Genomic DNA, 16,246 nt, shown 5'->3' with positions numbered 1-16,246 from the left:
AGCTTCTTATCGCATGACCGCAGCCCGGCGCAGCCGGTCGTTGATCGCTTCGCCAAGTCCTTCCTCGGGGATCGCCATCACCGCAATCGCCCGCGGGCTCTTCGCATCGAGGCTGCGAAGATAGCCGAACAGATTGGCGGCGGCTTCATCGAGATCAGCGGTCGGCGACAAATTCATGACGGCAACCGCGCCGTCGACGCCGGGAAGGCGCGCCGGTCCGAACGCCAGCAGCGCTTCATCAGGCGCAACGTCCTGCGCACCAAGTCGCACCTGGGCGCGCGGCGCGTAATGCGAGGCCAGCATGCCCGGCGCCAGCGGCTGGCTGTCGTCGCTCTCGGCCTCCAGTGGCGGCCGCGCCAGGGCTGCGCCGAGCACCGCCTCGATCCGCTCGCGCGACAGCCCGCCCGGGCGCAGCAGCATCGTCTCCTCGAAGCACCCGACGATGGTCGATTCGACGCCGACCGTAACAGGCCCGCCGTCCACGATCAGGTCGATCCGGCCCGATAAGTCGTTCTCGACATGGGCCGCCAGCGTCGGCGAGACGTGGCCGGAGATATTGGCGGACGGCGCCACCACGGCCCCGCCGAAGGCGCGGAGGATCGCCTGCGCCACCTCGTGGGCGGGAATGCGGATCGCGACCGTGTCGAGGCCGGCGGTGGCGAGATCCGCCACCGGGCAGTTGTCCGTTTTCGGCACCACCAGCGTCAGCGGCCCCGGCCAGAACGCTTCCGCGAGCCTCAATGCGCGGGCGTCGAACCGGCCGATCCGGCGCGCGGCCGCAATGTCCGGGACATGGGCGATCAGCGGATTGAAGGCCGGCCGCCCCTTGGCGGCGTAGAGATGGGCGATCGCGGCGGCATTGGCCGCATCCGCCCCCAGCCCGTAGACGGTCTCGGTCGGAAACGCGACCAGCCCGCCGGCGGCAAGCCGGCGGGCCGCAGCCTCGGCGCCGGCGTGGCCTGCCGGTAAAATCAGCGTTTCAAGACCCGTTTTCACAGGGATAAAATTCCTCAGCTCGGCCGCTTGCGGTGCGCCAAACCCGACGCTATAAGCCGGCCTCTTGTCGGAGTGTGGCTCAGCCCGGTAGAGCACTGCGTTCGGGACGCAGGGGTCGCAGGTTCGAATCCTGCCACTCCGACCAGATTTCATTAGGGTTTTTCGTCTGATTTAGACCCTCGGTCAAGCTGACCACCGTTTCAACCACCGAAACGTACCGGCCTTTTTGACCAATGGCTGTCGCCGCGCCCTGCAGAAAGTCTGGGTGGTGGTGGCCGTAGGTGTCCTGCAGGACATCGGGAGACATGCCCAGGAACCCCGCCGCCTCCCACATGGGCACGCCACGCTGCATGAGCCATGTCGCAGCGGTATGACGCAGGGTGTGGGGCGTCACCCTGCCCGGCAGGCCAGCAAGCCCCACAGCAGTCTTGAAGCCCTTTTTTACGGATGCGACCGGCTTGCCGTTGAACTCAACGAAGCACTCTGCAATCAGCTTGCGGTTCCACCAACGCCGAAGGTGGGCTAGCAGTCGAGGCGGTATGGGCGCTGGTGTCTGCCGCTTCTTTGTCGCGCGCTTGCCAATGGCCTTACGATAAAAAATGCCGCGCTCCAGATCCACGTGAGAGCGCCCAGTTATCGAATATGGCGACGCCGATGCGATCGCGCCCGCCCGAGTGCCCGTGTATAGGCCTATCAGGATAAACCGCGCGATATGACGTAAAGGTCTTCGGTTCGTAGCGACCGGGCCGCCCTTCGACGCCCCTGAGTGTATCGTCTGCTTCTCGCGATACCTCCAACAATGCCACAGTAGCGCTGCGGCTTCCTGGCGCGTCAGCCATCGCTCGCGCGCCTCACCTTTGGGAGGGAGCGACACCCGCACCACGCCGCGGTGAAAGCCTTCCTTTGCGTGGTGATTTATCGCGGCCCGCAGTGTCTCAAGGTCCCGGCGAGCGCCGCCCGGACTGCCACGATGCTTGGTATATCCCGCACAAGTTTGGGCATTAACTTGCGCAAGCTTCTTGCCACCCCAATACTCGTTGAGCCGTTCGATCCTCGGCTCAATCTCGTATTGCTCGCCTGGCTCGCCAATGTCCGTTAGATAGATTGACAGCACATCCGCGCAGTCGATGTCCTCTATGTCCCGTCTGCTCCGTTCGGGCTGGTACTTGCGCGCAATGTAGTCCGCGAGCGCCTGCTCTGCTTCTCGAGGCGGCTTCGTTCTAGACGCGTTCGCAAGGCATCCTGTGGCGATATGCCGGTCTCCGTCCTTGATGATCCAGACGGCTTGGGCAACGAGCTTGCCGTTGCGATATCGCGGTTTGCGTCTGAAGAGCCTTGCTCCCTTGCTTGGACGCGGCATAGTTCTCTCATTCTGTCGATCGAGTTGAGCGTAGTATACACCTATCCAGTCCGGGTCGCCTGTTCCAATCCCGGCCAGGGACGGGCCAGGGAAGTTACGTCCGACATCGCCGATACGCTGGCCCAGCGCGCAGCCAACAGCGATCAGGATGTGCCGGAAGCAGCGCTGCGGGACTTCATCGCCGCCAATGCAACGCGGCGTTTCGACATCCAGCTCGCGCTCCTAGGCCCAAAACGACAGCATCGCTGGCTGTTTATTTCAACCGACGCCGCAACGCTTTTGGCTGTATCGTTCCTTACCGTTTTTTCCTGACAGCGGGCTGGATTGCCATGTACCCCATCCAAAATACGCACATCGCCGCGATATCCAAATTGGGCGCCTGGCAGCTTGAAGCACTTCGGATCCCCGCAGATATCGCAAAGGAATATTCCGAAATCCTCGCTTTGAGAGAGAAGATAAAACTGGTGACCGATCTGAAAACGGCAGCTCTTTACTCGGTGCTGCCACGCGCCTGAAGATAAATGATCCTGACCTCAACGATACGTGTCCCAAGTGCGGTCACGCTGCTGCCGGGGTCATGCCGACCGACGCTTGCCAGTTCTTCTCCGACTGCAAAGGCTGCGGCGAGCGCCTGAAGCCGCTCCTTGGCGACTGCTGCGTGTTCGTGCCCAGGAATTCGCCCTGATTGCGGGGTGCTGCTTAAGTGGAATGGACGGAACAGCAATGGTCCGGTTGGCTGAGTAAGCGGAGACTTGAATCTGCGCAATTTCCCAAAGATAGGCGATCCAATAATGAAAACTGAGCCGGACTGGCTGCTGATCGGCGTGTTCATCTGGATCGCATGTGCGGCCCGATACATCCTCCACATAGCCATACAGTTGATCAGGTGAAGCGGACATGTACCTTGAGGAGCAACGGCCGGCGCTCTCGAAGCTAGGCTTGGAAGGGGTCTAGCTTTTCAAGAGACGCCAATGCCCTTTTTCACAAGAAATCAAACCGGGACGCGAAGGTGATCGCCGCATCTTCTGCGCTCTCTTGCTAGGAACTTTTTTGGTGATCTTTTTTTTGGTTGGGTCGGCGCTAACTCGCTTCCGAAGCTTGTCCGCTCGCGCTTAGTTGGCTGGTTTCGAGCGACGACGACTTTGCGGCTGCCATCGCTGACCCGCGATGCTCAATCTGAGGATTGCCGGAATCCCGCCAGACAAATACGGAGGGCCATTTAACAGTGAAGACCAGCCGCCGCGTTTAGCCAATGTCCTCTCGAGCGTTTCCAATGATCCCTGCCTGAGGAACAAGCGAGGATTGACGCAATTAATGATATGCCTCGTTATCATTTCGATCTTGTAGACAGCAAAACCGTAGCCGACCAGGGCGGCCAACTGCTCGAGGACGCCTCGATGGCGATGCAAGTCGCTGACCGGCCTGCCGAAGAACTATCGGACGCTCGGCCCGAATTGCGAGGCAAGGGCTTCAAAGTGCTGGTGACGGACGTGGATGGTCAGCACGTCCACGAAGCTCCGTTAGACAAGTTCAAGCTCGTCTAAACGCGAAATTGTAGCCATCCGGGGCTGCTGATTCCCAAGTAAAGTAGATGCTGCCACTTTCTAAACGTTCACGAGAAGCTTCCAAGTATCGAATGGGGGGAGGCTGCATCATTTGAGTTTGGGGAGTGAATCTTGGTCAGAACGGATATCATTTGGCATCCGACTTTGAGTCGGTGCGTCGGGCGACCTAGGCGTGTCTCGGTCCAGCCCCGGAGATGCCCAGGGCCGTTCTCGCCGCAAGAAAATTAGGACAGTGCAACTCGATGCCCGCCTGCCCAACTACTCATATAGGACAGGTTACACTTATAAATGGGTCCACCCCAGCGAGGAGCGGGTTAAGCAAATGCCCGACCTTCAACTGCTAAATGTCGAGCTGACGCACTGCACGGTTCGCTCAACAATCTCACTGCGGAGTTGGCGTTGCTTGTTGGCGCTAGCCCGGGAGACACGGCTGCTTTTGACGATATGGTAATTTGTTCAGTTGCAGAACGTTTTAGAAGGCACAACGCGCGCTATCGCAGAAGCATCAGAGGTGTTTCCGGTCAAGCTAACTGTAAGGCCACCGCCTGACGGTCGAGGCCCGACGCCAAAAACGAAAGTTGCCTCAAGCTTGCAACGGTGGCTGGGGCGTTAAACCCGGCGACGCACAGAGGGCTTAGGGCCGGAGGAGTGGCGCGAGGACATCCTTTCCGCGCGAAGGTCACAAGGTCACTCATTTGCGTGGAAGTTGAAGGGAGAAGGTTGTCCCTGTTTGTTCATTAGATGTGACAGATATTTCGCCGCCGTGAGCTTCGATAATCAATTTTGAAATGTGGAGACCGAGGCCCAGATGTGTGCCCTTCTCAGGTGCATTAGCGACGTCCTGGCCGCGGGTCCACGACTGAAACATCGATTTTAGTGTTTCCGGGGAAATCGGTGAACCCAAGTTGTGAACGGCTATTGTGACCGTCTCCGGCTCGTTGCCTGCGACGCTCACGGCAACCGGCCGTGATGCACTGCCATACTGGACAGCGTTGCCCATCAGGTTCGACAGCACCTGTCCCAGGCGCGCTGGGTCGAAACAGCCCTTCGGATCTCCGTCGTGGGTAACCTCAAAACTACGATCGGCGTGGATCGCGCGAAGCTCATCCGCGATCTCCTGACAGAGCACTACTATGTCGACCTTGGCTTTTGTAATTGGAATTTGTGTGCCGAAGGATGAGCGCGTTAGATCGAGCAAATCGTTCAGAATTTGTGTAGCCCGGCCCGCCGCCGTCCTTATTTCCGAAACCACCTTCGCCTGCTTCGGGTTGGCTATTCCGGATCGCTCCATCCACTGAGCGCCCATTGACACCGCACCTATAGGATTGCGTAGATCGTGACCAAGCACGCCTAAAAATAAATTGCGGGATTCATTTATCGTCTTTGTATAATGAGCCACCGACTCCGTTACAGCCTGATCAATCGCTTCGTTGAAGCGCGTTAGATCTTCGACATCAGTCAAAGCCAACTCGTGGTGGTGCGCCACCCATTGCTTCACTACGCTTGCTCGAAGCGCACGATATTCGGAAATCATCTGATCGATGTCGAAACCGTCCGCAAGACGAAGAGCAGCATGAATCTCTGCCGCGCTTTGAGCAAACGGACTGTCGGGAGGCCCCTTGCCTCGCGATTTATCAAGCCGCTCTCGTGGAGTCTGCATGGACTCGAGGTCGTCTGCAACAAATTTGAGTATATCGGCGATATGATCTTCTAAAGCCAGCTTTGTCATCTTGTCGCTGGCCGGCGAAAGAGTCCGCGCGAACTCGGTCCATTCCTTGATGATAGCGGCCTCGTTTTGTCCAATGAAGTCCGCTAGTCGACGTCCACGTCCTGGCCGCTCGTTTGGATTGCTCAAGTTCGCCCCCGGGCGCGTGGTTGCAAGGTTTTGAGCAGCATGGCTTCGCGGAAAGCGGCGCTACTCACTGACGTTACCAAACAGGAATATATACAAAGGTTCCAGGCTGCTCCATGCCCTTGGTCCAGCGAGTCCATCCCTTGCCAGGATCTCTAAAGGTGGTTTCGAAGGACGCTATTCTAAACTTGTTCTCAGCTTTGTGCCCCTAGAAGCAACGTAAAGCCTGGCGGTCTGCGCCGACATCAGATTTGCGGCAGCGATCCTGTCGGAAACATTCATGCGTGTAGCTCACTCGGGGTTAGTCGTATTGCTGAACCAACCCCGAGGTTGCCAAAGAGATTATTCAACGTTTCGCAGGCGGCCCGCTCTTATTACCCGGCAGTCCCTTAACGCCGCTCGGATCCTGTTGCTGCACAGTAGAGTCGCCTGCTGATCCGACAGTGCCTTGCCCGGGAGGCGGTCCGCTCTTACTGCCAGGCGCACCGCTGATGCCAGCGCCCGAGTTTTGCGCGCTAGTAGCGGTTGCAGCACCACCAACAGCAGGTTGCCCAGGCGGGTGCGCTGCAGCGCCAGGAGCCTCCTGACTTCCGACGTTTCCAGATGCACCGGAATTGTGCGTCTTGATGCCCTTATCGGCTTCATTCTGCAAGTTCTGGTTGGGAGTCGCTTGCTGGGCCATGACAGGGCCAATAGCTAGGGCAGAGGCGACGAGTAATGCCGACAAGTTCTTCATGAGCTTCCTCCGTGATTGCCCCCCGCCGTCTCATTAACCCGCGACCGGCCCGAGATTTCCTGTGCACGGCAAATTAAGCCGCGAGCGATTGTCGCCGGCCCATGACATTACTCTCGCAGGAATGGGAATGGCATTGAGCTTGCCAATCCGGCTTCTTTATTTGATTGCTGCTGCCGCGCTAACGACTTCGCCCACAGTCCGCTCTTCCTGTGCAGCCCTTTTCGCAAAGCTCGCCTGGTCGGAGTGCACCCGGCACGAGCCCGCGATAGCACCGTCGAAACACGCCCGGCCTACGGAGGAACGATGACACGGAACGGCGGTTCTCCGCTGCGTAACGTCGCGTTTTGCACGACTTTAACAGCCAGAACCAATGATGACCGACACGACTTCTCCCGCTTCGCAGGGTCGGGGCGCACCTCCAGGCGAAGGGCAGCCTATCAACGCGTCCGATCCCTACTTCATGCAGATTCGGGACGACCTAGCCGACAAAGGGTTCTTCACCGCCTCGGCTGAGGAACTGATCACCTGGGCGCGCACGGGATCGCTGATGTGGATGACGTTTGGGCTCGCCTGCTGCGCCGTCGAGATGATGCAGATGTCGATGCCGCGGTATGACGAGGAACGTTTCGGGTTCGCTCCGCGCGCCTCACCGCGGCAATCCGATGTAATCATCGTCGCGGGCACATTGACCAACAAGATGGCGCCGGCCTTCCGCAAGGTCTACGACCAGATGCCGGAGCCGCGCTATGTGATCTCGATGGGGTCCTGCGCCAATGGCGGCGGTTATTATCATTATTCCTATTCGGTCGTGCGCGGCTGCGACCGCATCGTTCCGGTCGACATCTACGTTCCAGGCTGCCCGCCGACAGCCGAGGCACTGCTCTACGGCGTGCTGCTGCTTCAGAAGAAGATCAGACGGATGTGTACGATCGAGCGTTAGGACAGACAACCGAGTTAGGCTAGTAGGACAATGATGCAAATTCCTCTTCCCTCCGCGGCGGACGCCGAAAACCGGAACATAGACCTCTACCGCAATGACAATACGCGGCAGATCGCCGCTGACGTCGCCTATCGGCAGCTCGCAATCGTCAATGTGATCGTCGTCGGCTATCAAAATGCCGGCGATGGCAATTGGGTACTGGTGGATGCCGGTATACCGGGTTCGGCCGAGGCCATCCGCTCCGCAGCGCACGCGCGCTTCGGCGGCAGTGGCAGGCCCGCGTGCATCATCTTGACGCACGGTCATTTCGATCACGTGGGCGTGCTCGAAACGCTCGCAAACGAATGGGGCGTTCCGGTGTACGCTCATGCGGAGGAACATCCGTACCTCGACGGGAGCCGTTCATATCCGCCCGCGAACCCCGCCGCGGGAGGCGGACTGATCGCACTGATCTCGCCGTTTTTTCCAACTAAGCCGGTTAACGTTGCGTCGCATCTCTACGATCTCCCTTGTGATCACACCGTACCTTTCATGCAGGGATGGCGATAGATCCTTACGCCGGGTCACACGCCGGGGCACGTCTCCCTGTGGCGTCAGCATGATCGCATGCTGATCGCCGGCGATGCCTTCATCACCACGCGCCAAGAATCCGTGTATTCAACCGTCACTCAGTCCCCGGAGATGCATGGCCCGCCGATGTACTTCCCGCCCGATTGGCAGGGCGCAAAAGCATCGGTGCGCGAATTGGCCGCGCTGGCCCCGAACATCGTGATCACCGGCCACGGTGCGGCGATGCAAGGGCCGCTGATGCGCTCAGCATTGAATGCGCTCGCCGAGCGGTTCGATGAAGTCGCCGTGCCGCAACGCCCTTGAAGATGATGCGGAGCTAACGAACGGTCCTGACGCTACCATGATCGAGGAGGGGCGTTCCGCGACTCCTGACAAATCATCACGCGCCTCTCTCCGTTTTCTCAAAGGGGCTGAGTGCGAGGGCGTCCCGGCAGCTTTTGACCGCCGGACCGCCTCCACAACCCAAGTTAGAAAACATCCAGGCTCGACGCGATTTGCGTTAGGAACGCAACCGGACGGCTTCATTGCGCTGATGTACCAAGATAAAAAGGAGCTGCGCATGTACTACTTCGACAAGAGGCTGCAATACCCTGTTAGGGTCGAGAAGCCCGATCCTATCTTCGCCCGCCAATTGCAACAGGCAATCGGTGGCGTTGAAGGCGAAATCCGCGTTTGCCTACAGTATTTCTTTCAGGCATGGGGCGCCCGGGGCCCTGCGAAATATCGCGACGTCCTTCTCAACACTGCCACCGAAGAGATCAGCCATATCGAGATGCTCGCAACAGCGGTCGCCTTGAATCTCGAAGATGCACCCGCGACGATGCAAGAGACCACGATGCAGGCTAATCCTATCGTCGGCGCCGCCATGAACGGTGGGGAAAGGCCGCGTCATGTGATTGAGGGAATGCTGCATCAGCACCTGCTTTCGACCGGCCTTGCCCCATCCCCCGTCAGCAGCGACGGGGTGCCATTCGATTGCTCCCACGTCTACGCCAGCGGCAATCTTGCAGCCGACATGTACTGCAACGTGGCAGCGGAATCGACTGGCCGAACTCTCGCCGTCCGACTTTTACAATTCCACGAGCGATTCCGGCATGCAGGACATGTTGAGCTACCTTATCCCGCGACAGGATGCACCAGCAGCAATGGCTCGCGGTGATCGAGGAGATGGGTGCGGAGGCAGCGCTGCCGATCCCAAACAGCTTCGATCGCAGCAAGGAAGCGACGGAGTTCAGCTACATGTTCATGGGCACCGAGCGCGGTGGAGACTTGCTTCCGTCGGGTCGCTATTGCGAAGGGCCCTCGCTGGACGGCCAGGGGACGTTTACATTTAGTGCTGGCTTCGAACCTCTCGGCCAGAAGCCGGTGCTCGGACCCGCGCGACCGGACAGCGGTGCGCAGGTGGAGCAGATGAACGAGCCGCCTGTGACGAACGCGTTGGACTGAAGTCACCAAGAGCGGGCCGCCCGACAGGCGGCCCGCAGATTCAGCAGTCGACCTCGCCGAACACGATGTCCAGCGATCCCAGGATCGCCGAGACGTCGGCGACCAGGTGGCCCCTACAGAGGAAGTCCATCGCTTCGAGATGGGCAAATCCGAGCGACCTGATCTTGCACTTGTAGGCCTTGTTGGTCCCGTCGGACACGAGAAACACGCCGAACTCGCCTTTTGGCGCCTCCACAGCAACATAGATTTCGCCAGGAGGCACATGAAACTCCTCGGTGTACAGCCTGAAGTGGTGGATCAGAGCCTCCATCGAGCGCTTCATCTCGCCGCGTCGGGGCGGGGCAACCTTGTTGTCCTGCACGATGACCGGACCTTGCCCGTCCTGAGATTTCAGCTTTGTGATGCATTGCTTCATGATGCGGACTGACTGCCTCATCTCCTCCATGCGAATGAGGTAGCGATCGTAGCAATCCCCATTCCGACCGATCGGGATGTCGAAGTCCATCTCGGCATAGCAGTCACAGGGTTGGGCCTCCGCAGATCCCAGGCCGCGCCTGAGCCGCGCACCATCACGCCGGAAAAGCCCCAGCCCCAAGCCTGCTCGAGTGTTACACGGCCGATGTCGACGTTGCGCTGCTTGAAGATGCGGTTGGCGGTGAGCAGCCGATCCAGGTCGTCGACGACCTTCAGGAACGGACGCACCAGGCTTCGATGTCGTCGATTAGCTTGGGTGGAAGATCCTGATGCACGCCGCCAGGCCGGTAGTAATTTGCGTGCATGCGGCTACCAGAGGCACGCTCGTAAAAAACCATGAGCTTCTCGCGCTCCTCGAAGCCCCAGAGCGGCGGCGTCAAGGCGCCGACGTCCATCGCTTGGGTAGTCACATTCAGCAGATGCGACAGGATGCGGCTGATCTCGGGATAGAGTAAAGGATGAGTTGCCCTCGTCGCGGCACTTCAAGTCCAAGCAGCCGCTCGATGGCAAGACAGAATGCGTGCTCCTGTGTGAGAGGAGCAACGTAGTCGAGGCGATCGAAATATGGGATTGCCTGCAGATATGGCTTAGCCTCGATCAGCTTCTCGGTGCCCCGGTGCAGCAGTCTATGGGGATCGACGCGCGCGACAACTTCTCCGTCGAGTTCGAGTACGAGCCGAAGCACGCCGTGGGCCGCGGGATGCTGAGGACCGAAATTGATGGTGAAGTTTCGAAGGCTCGAAGAATGTTCGGTCATCCCGCATCCAATCAAACATTGCACCACTAATCTTAGCCGCCATCAGCTTCGGAGCAGCATCACAAAGGTTAATGTACAGGAAAAGGCGCGCGCCACTTTGAGGCAGCAGTGGTTCCAAGATGCATAACAGGGCTCTCTGGGTCGAGTGGTTCGGCGCCAGCTTGAAGCGAGATTGCAGCAGCGTGACGACCCGCGCCTGTATTGGGATCAACGCGAGATGATCAAGCGGAGCTAGTTGTCGACGGGGAACTTGCCGGTGGTCCGCCAGATGCGGAGTTTGACCAGCAACATCTGGTCTCGCTTTAGAGCGTACCAGACGTGGTGGAACTCAAAGGCACCCCCGATCCGCTCGGGCTGGCGCATGAGGTGTCGAAGTCGGAGGCAGCGCGCCAAACTAGTCTTGCGGCGAATTGGATATCGAACGGAGATAGGCAGGGCTTCGATCTCTGCCCATCGAGCCGTCTCCTCTGTCGTAGGCTTGTAGGGCTTCTTAGTCATAATCGGCAGCCAAAAAGCGTCGAGCTTAGGCTCGTGCGCCAACTACGCCAACGCGCGGCCTTAGTTCTATTCCGGGGGTTTAGCCCGGGCGATGTCAGCCAATTATTGATCCGTACACCGGCCTCCGCTTGCCGCGCCCTGCGTAAGGCGTCATCAGATACAGGCCCGTGCTGGAGGAGTTCGGCTTCTTCACGAAGACGTCGGGCTTCTGCGGCCAGGCGCTCTTCAAGGGTCGTGGTCCGCCTAAAACGTCGACGCAGCTGCATCATGCTACCTCGGGTCCTAACTGTGGGGTTAGATTTCCCTGACTCCTAAAATGTGCTGTCTGTTCCTAAGTTGAATTCGCTGGCAGGAACCGGCAGCCGGTTTCCGACATACGACGCTTCCAGCGCAGTAATTGCGATTTGCGCGAGGCTTCGAATTGCGCCTCGGTCAGCGTCGGTGCGGACCCGCGCCAATGCCGCATCAAACGCATCGCGCGCCGTGACGGAGCGCCGCCGGCGAGTTGGATGCTGATGCTGGGTGGAAGCCAACCGTCTACCCCCTCGATATCCTCATGCTTCGGCACGCCCGACCTCATCCTTTCACCAGGTAGACTGTCTGATCGTCACCGGGCCGGCACGATCGAAAGGCGCCCAGCTGCGTCCTGGCATACTCAAATCCTCGTACCGACGCTGCCAAGATAGTGTGTGGTGACCGGAATTCTGACTTTGCGCACCAGAGGTTCAGGCGCGAGCGCGACCGTAAATGACGACCGCCGCAGCGGGGGCGCTGCGGCCTCATTGTCAAAAATAACCGGTCAAAAATCTAAGTGAACTATCCAGCCGGCCCCGGTATCGCGATCGAACACCGCAATGTTTCAGCCATGTTTCGCCGCAAAAGTAACTTGCTGTCCGTCAACGAACTTGGTGAGTGTGGCAATAGTGGCCTATCCAGCGAGATGGCTCTCACCGCGCGCAGCAGACCGCCTTCCTCGCTCGCCTGAGGGATTGGGCTGGGAGCGGATTTTGTCCACAACCGTGACACGGGCCGGTTAAGACCCTAACCCGACGCTCTGGCTCGCTACGTGTGCGCTACGAATCGCTCTTTCCCTCTTGGCTCGCTCACACCCTTTTCAACGGGCAACTTACCCTGTCCTATCCGTTGATCGCATGGCTCGCGCAAGCCGACTAGTTTTCGGATCTTATAGATCGTCACCCGGCAAGCCCGCGTCGCAGACGTCCGTTAATGGCCCGAACGCGACGTCTAGGCAGCGTCCCGGGTCGTCGGCTCATAGGGGTAGACCGGAAGCAGCCGGCCGGCACCCTCCGAGGCGCAGTTATGACCCATCGCGGACATTCGGTGTTCTCGGTCCATGAAGCGACCCTCGTGGGGAGCGGATCTTCGGCAGCCTAAAGTTAAGGACCGGCGCGGTCGATCAAGATTCCCCCAACACCCAGAATCCGGCTGGGCGCTACAAAGCGCACACAAGGAAAAAGTTGCCCTCGGGAAAACGTGGAGTGATCTATCTAAGAGGACGCTTTGGGTGCTTTCTTATTTTTCTGGCGGATGAAGCTGACCCTCAGCTCGTCACCGTTCACCCCATCGAGTTGGCATCGGCGATATGCAAGGCCGGTGGAGGAGAGAACAAGAAAGAACTCGATTAGGGATAAGCCCTCAATTGAGGTTTCAATTTGGAGAGTCGCACCCGCATCAGAGACATCCTTGAGTTTACAGGAACGCCGCCATGTTCCATCGATGCCCATCAACTGAACGGGCAAGCTATGCTCGAATGTGACCCTTCGGCCTTCTTGTTCTTTGTCTTTTGGCATGGGCAAACGAAATACTCTGCCGATGCTAAGCAAGGGGTGACTAAGGAAAGGTAACTGGCTCGGGAAAAATAGGCATCCCCAATCTCGGCTAAGTCATGGGCCAGTTCCGACGGCTCAAAATACGACACGTAGTCCGCTTGGCTCGCGGGCGACGTTTGGCTCAGTATGGTCTGTCGGGGCACACCAGAACTGCCGCGGCACCGTTAAAACCGGCGCTTTGGACTGAGCGGATTTTTGACCGTCCTGACGTCGGGGTTTGTTCTCGTTCAACGGTTGGCGCTGGCCTGTTTCCGCGCGCGGTGGCCTAATTTGATTTTGGGAGTGGCCTGATTCAAATAGGAACGACGACCGCAGACTCTCCCGGCTGTGAGCCTTCGGTCTCGCTCCACCGTTCCACACGATCTATGGAGCAGGCACAAGGGCCGCCTTGCCGCCGGCCTTGGGGGCTAACTTTGGGGGTTCGGAAAGGCCAAGACGACGCTCCCGACCGCGTGGCCCGCCGGCTCACACTGGCGGGGTCTTGTTATGCAAAGCAGGCAATGATTGCGAGAAACACGTCCGCTCCTAGGTCGCCGGAATACACTGTGAAGAGAAACCCGGCTCCAAGGGCGACTGCAATTGCTTTGAGTGTAATCATCTCGAAACCTCCCCGTTAATCAGAGGAGCATAGGCCCGGCTCGTTTCAGGACTGTTTCGGGCGCTCTGTGGATGGTTTCGTTCACCAGAGCGTTATCTGTATCGCTACGGAAAACGGCGAAGGCCGCAGCGGGAGGTTCATTTCGCTGCGGCCCGCGCCTGTCAAAAAACCCGGGTGAAAACTTCTAAGTGAAATATGAGACCAGCCCCGGTGATCAGAACCCTATTCGGGAAAAAACGGCATGGCGAATCATTTTCGCCGGTTCCGAAAATGAGACTTGAGTTTTATTGAGATGGATTAATGAGGGAGACCCGCCGGGGGCTGGCGATCTGGCGGGCCTCACCTCTGAGCAAGGCCGCGTATGTCCCCCACGGCCCCGTCCCAAAAGCAACACTGACAGATATTCGCTAATGCCAGTCTAAGATCGAGGCAAGATTGGCCTGCGGTGTGCTTAGGTCTGGTGCCGCGCCGATCGTGCGGAACGTCGCGGCGTCGGTCGCAGGAGATGCCTCGTTGCACTCCTGCGACCTTCTCTGCGTGCTCCGGCGCTCTGATCCGCAATTGGACTAGCAGCCAGGAGCTGGGGGCTAGACCCAAGCAGATCCCACATCGGATCTGATCCGACGATGCGTCAAACCCGCACTCCGTAGCTTTACGCTTCGGGCCTTTGCAACTTGAACCCAGTACGTCCTGAAGCTTTAACCGAGGAAAGAAGTAGCTTGGGCCGGTAAAAGCTGAAGAGAATCGCATGACCGTCTGGATCTACAATAAAGGCAAAGAGCTGATGGTGTTTGTTTCCGAAGAAGCCGCGAAGGTTTGGCTCGATGAACACGATCCCCAGGGTGTAGCCTTCGAGTATGAAGTGCTGGACTTGCCGGCGCAACTTGGAGATAGGGGCTAGGTCCTTAGGAACATGGGCCGGCACTGTTGGGTTAGGAAGTGCGGCGGGCCAAGTTGCGGATCGGCCTGTCGTGAGAAGGCCTCGGCCTCAGTTCATCCCTGGGGCCGCTCTTGAACCTTGATACACGTCAAAACTGCGATCACTCACCCGCCGTAAATAGAGAACATAGCCGAGCGGCATCAAGCACGGGTGTTGCTGAGGTTATGGGCTCGGTGTCCTAGGTACACCGGGCTCGCTTTGTTTTAAAAGGCGGCTTCAGGGGCGGCTGTTGAGGGTAGGCCGGGTCCGCTCCACCAGGTCGGCGACTGAGCTAGCCAGTCTCACGAGACTGCCCAGCGGCAGTTGTTCTGTAATTTTCGGCGCTGCCCCGTTTCCGACCTCAGTTGCCTAGTTTGTTTTTTGTGGCCTGATTTGGTTTTGGCACAAATTGCATATGCGGTACGGGGCAACCTCTTTTACGCTGTCCATATGAACAATGACCTTTGGTACAAAGTTTTGGTTATCACCGCCGGTGCGGTACCGGTGGTCCTGCCCGCTATAGCCATTTTTAGGTAATAAGGCCGCTTGACGCTTGGCCTGTTTTGAAATCCCGAGTGGCCTATTTCGGCCAATACGCTAATCCCCCAAAGATCCTGCAGGCCCCAGGCTGCGCTATAGCGCCCAAGCCCGTGATCGAGCCGTGCCTGTGGGGGCGCTCCCGCCAGCACGATAATCATTCCCGGCAGTTGAACCGACACTGGATACGGCCACACTAAGAGCCGGGTGCGATGTCCGCGCCTGGGCCTTGACCCTGCCGATCGGCCCCCGACGACACCGGCCACCGATGGCTGACGAACGGACGTTCTATGCAGTTCTCCCTTTACGAGATCGCTGCGCGCCTGTTCGGCCTCTATCTGGTCGTCGATTGCTTCCGCACGCTGCGGGCCGGCTATGCCGACAGGAAGATCAGGAGCTTCAATCACAGTTCGAGCATTCTGGACTGGGTGATCGACGTGTGGCTGCCGAGGCCCGTCTACGAACGGGACACTCGCCGGTCCGCTACTGGATGGAGATGAGCGGGCAGGCGTTCGTCGTTCTGTGCTGCGTGGTGATGGTGATCTTCGGCTGGGTTAACGCGAGCACCTAAGCATTCGCCGATAGCAGCGGCGCGTCGTTCTGACGTGCGATCCTAGCGCACGCAGTTGAGGTGACGGCACCGCTCAGTGACGTCCGCTTAGCCGGGCGGAGCGGACTGGATCTGCTCGCGCTGAGCTTCTCGCATTCTGACCCTAAGCTGACAATTTTTGGATCGCTTTTTGAGTGCCCAAAAGCCCCGGGTGCTGGCCTGTCTCCGACCTCAGTAGCCTAGTTTAGATTTTGCGAGTGGCTCAGTTGAGTAGGTCGCTCAGTTTGAGTAGGTTTTGATGATTAATTATTTCCCGCGTCGTATCAAAAGATGCAGAACCAAACCCGGGGGTGAGTCATTATCCCTTCATCACGGAGCGGACCTCGGCTTTTGTCCGTGATGAGAACGCCCCTTGCGCTCCCGCCTTCCTCAAACGGGAAAGGAGCGCGCTGTGTCAATCATTCCTCGGCGTCGTTTCAAACAAACAAAATCACTCAAGGAACGGCTTCTCGAAGAAGCTCACAAGCTCTTGGAGGAGGCCAGATTGCTGCCGCACGGACCAGTGCGCGACGCGGCATTATTAAGAGCGAAGCAAGCA

Annotated in this window: 11 protein-coding genes, 1 tRNA gene and 4 pseudogenes; 10 read left to right on the top strand and 6 right to left on the bottom strand. The window is 58.7% G+C overall.

All coding sequences use genetic code 11. The features are described 5' to 3' along the window. Nucleotides 1-6: 6 nt before the first annotated feature. Nucleotides 7-996 carry an L-threonylcarbamoyladenylate synthase gene (locus C7G42_RS22240; RefSeq protein WP_158537628.1) on the bottom strand — a complete coding sequence of 330 codons (990 nt, stop codon included), beginning with the start codon at nucleotides 994-996 and terminating at the stop codon, nucleotides 7-9. Nucleotides 997-1,064: 68 nt separating this feature from the next. Here C7G42_RS22240 and C7G42_RS22235 point away from each other — a divergent pair. Then, nucleotides 1,065-1,141, top strand: a tRNA-Pro gene (locus tag C7G42_RS22235). A gap of 168 nt (nucleotides 1,142-1,309) precedes the next feature. On the opposite strand, the pseudogene C7G42_RS22230 reads toward C7G42_RS22235, so the two are convergent. Further along, a pseudogene (locus tag C7G42_RS22230) lies at nucleotides 1,310-2,356 on the bottom strand (tyrosine-type recombinase/integrase); the annotation flags it as partial. Here C7G42_RS22230 and C7G42_RS22225 point away from each other — a divergent pair. The 4 genes from C7G42_RS22225 to C7G42_RS22215 all read left to right on the top strand — a co-directional run bounded on the left by C7G42_RS22225 (nucleotide 2,249) and on the right by C7G42_RS22215 (nucleotide 3,900). Then, the gene (locus C7G42_RS22225; RefSeq protein WP_106951100.1) at nucleotides 2,249-2,668 is read left to right on the top strand and encodes a hypothetical protein; all 420 of its coding nucleotides are present in this window, start codon (nucleotides 2,249-2,251) and stop codon (nucleotides 2,666-2,668) included. The pseudogene C7G42_RS22230 and the gene C7G42_RS22225 overlap by 108 nt on opposite strands. A gap of 17 nt (nucleotides 2,669-2,685) precedes the next feature. Further along, complete coding sequence (locus C7G42_RS22220; protein WP_106951099.1) at nucleotides 2,686-2,871, top strand: hypothetical protein; 186 nt, start codon at nucleotides 2,686-2,688, stop codon at nucleotides 2,869-2,871. A gap of 62 nt (nucleotides 2,872-2,933) precedes the next feature. Beyond that, nucleotides 2,934-3,041 (top strand): GDCCVxC domain-containing (seleno)protein, encoded by a 108-nt coding sequence (locus tag C7G42_RS36150; RefSeq protein WP_283809857.1) that lies wholly within the window; start codon nucleotides 2,934-2,936, stop codon nucleotides 3,039-3,041. Nucleotides 3,042-3,675: 634 nt separating this feature from the next. After that, nucleotides 3,676-3,900, top strand: coding sequence for a DUF6894 family protein (locus C7G42_RS22215; RefSeq protein WP_106951098.1), 225 nt, complete (start codon nucleotides 3,676-3,678; stop codon nucleotides 3,898-3,900). 712 nt (nucleotides 3,901-4,612) lie between these two features. Here the strand turns inward: C7G42_RS22215 and C7G42_RS22210 are convergent. After that, nucleotides 4,613-5,776 (bottom strand): sensor histidine kinase, encoded by a 1,164-nt coding sequence (locus C7G42_RS22210; protein WP_106951097.1) that lies wholly within the window; start codon nucleotides 5,774-5,776, stop codon nucleotides 4,613-4,615. A gap of 1,106 nt (nucleotides 5,777-6,882) precedes the next feature. On the opposite strand from C7G42_RS22210, the gene C7G42_RS22200 reads away from it, so the two are divergent. The 3 genes and pseudogenes from C7G42_RS22200 to C7G42_RS22190 all read left to right on the top strand — a co-directional run bounded on the left by C7G42_RS22200 (nucleotide 6,883) and on the right by C7G42_RS22190 (nucleotide 9,465). Continuing rightward, entirely contained in the window at nucleotides 6,883-7,449 is a 567-nt protein-coding gene (locus tag C7G42_RS22200) for a NuoB/complex I 20 kDa subunit family protein (protein ID WP_106951442.1), read from the top strand. Nucleotides 7,450-7,479: 30 nt separating this feature from the next. Then, a pseudogene (locus C7G42_RS22195) lies at nucleotides 7,480-8,322 on the top strand (MBL fold metallo-hydrolase). A gap of 256 nt (nucleotides 8,323-8,578) precedes the next feature. After that, nucleotides 8,579-9,465 (top strand): annotated as a pseudogene (locus tag C7G42_RS22190) (manganese catalase family protein). 40 nt (nucleotides 9,466-9,505) lie between these two features. On the opposite strand, the pseudogene C7G42_RS35890 reads toward C7G42_RS22190, so the two are convergent. From C7G42_RS35890 to C7G42_RS22170, 3 genes and pseudogenes are all read right to left on the bottom strand, one after another. Beyond that, nucleotides 9,506-10,277, bottom strand: a pseudogene (locus C7G42_RS35890) (NADH-quinone oxidoreductase subunit D-related protein). 74 nt (nucleotides 10,278-10,351) lie between these two features. After that, nucleotides 10,352-10,696, bottom strand: coding sequence for a hypothetical protein (locus tag C7G42_RS35885; protein ID WP_245427873.1), 345 nt, complete (start codon nucleotides 10,694-10,696; stop codon nucleotides 10,352-10,354). 2,006 nt (nucleotides 10,697-12,702) lie between these two features. Continuing rightward, nucleotides 12,703-13,005: a hypothetical protein gene (locus tag C7G42_RS22170; RefSeq protein WP_106951094.1), complete on the bottom strand. Its 303-nt coding sequence runs from the start codon at nucleotides 13,003-13,005 to the stop codon at nucleotides 12,703-12,705. Nucleotides 13,006-14,390: 1,385 nt separating this feature from the next. Here C7G42_RS22170 and C7G42_RS35415 point away from each other — a divergent pair. Beyond that, complete coding sequence (locus tag C7G42_RS35415; protein WP_199581065.1) at nucleotides 14,391-14,543, top strand: hypothetical protein; 153 nt, start codon at nucleotides 14,391-14,393, stop codon at nucleotides 14,541-14,543. 845 nt (nucleotides 14,544-15,388) lie between these two features. Further along, entirely contained in the window at nucleotides 15,389-15,598 is a 210-nt protein-coding gene (locus tag C7G42_RS22165; protein ID WP_106951093.1) for a hypothetical protein, read from the top strand. The last annotated feature ends 648 nt before the right edge of the window (nucleotides 15,599-16,246 follow it).

The sequence above is a fragment of the Bradyrhizobium sp. MOS003 genome, from assembly GCF_003020125.1.
Lineage (GTDB): Bacteria > Pseudomonadota > Alphaproteobacteria > Rhizobiales > Xanthobacteraceae > Bradyrhizobium.
The sequence above is the reverse complement of the archived record's forward strand: the minus strand, read 5'-3'. Positions and strand labels throughout refer to the sequence as shown.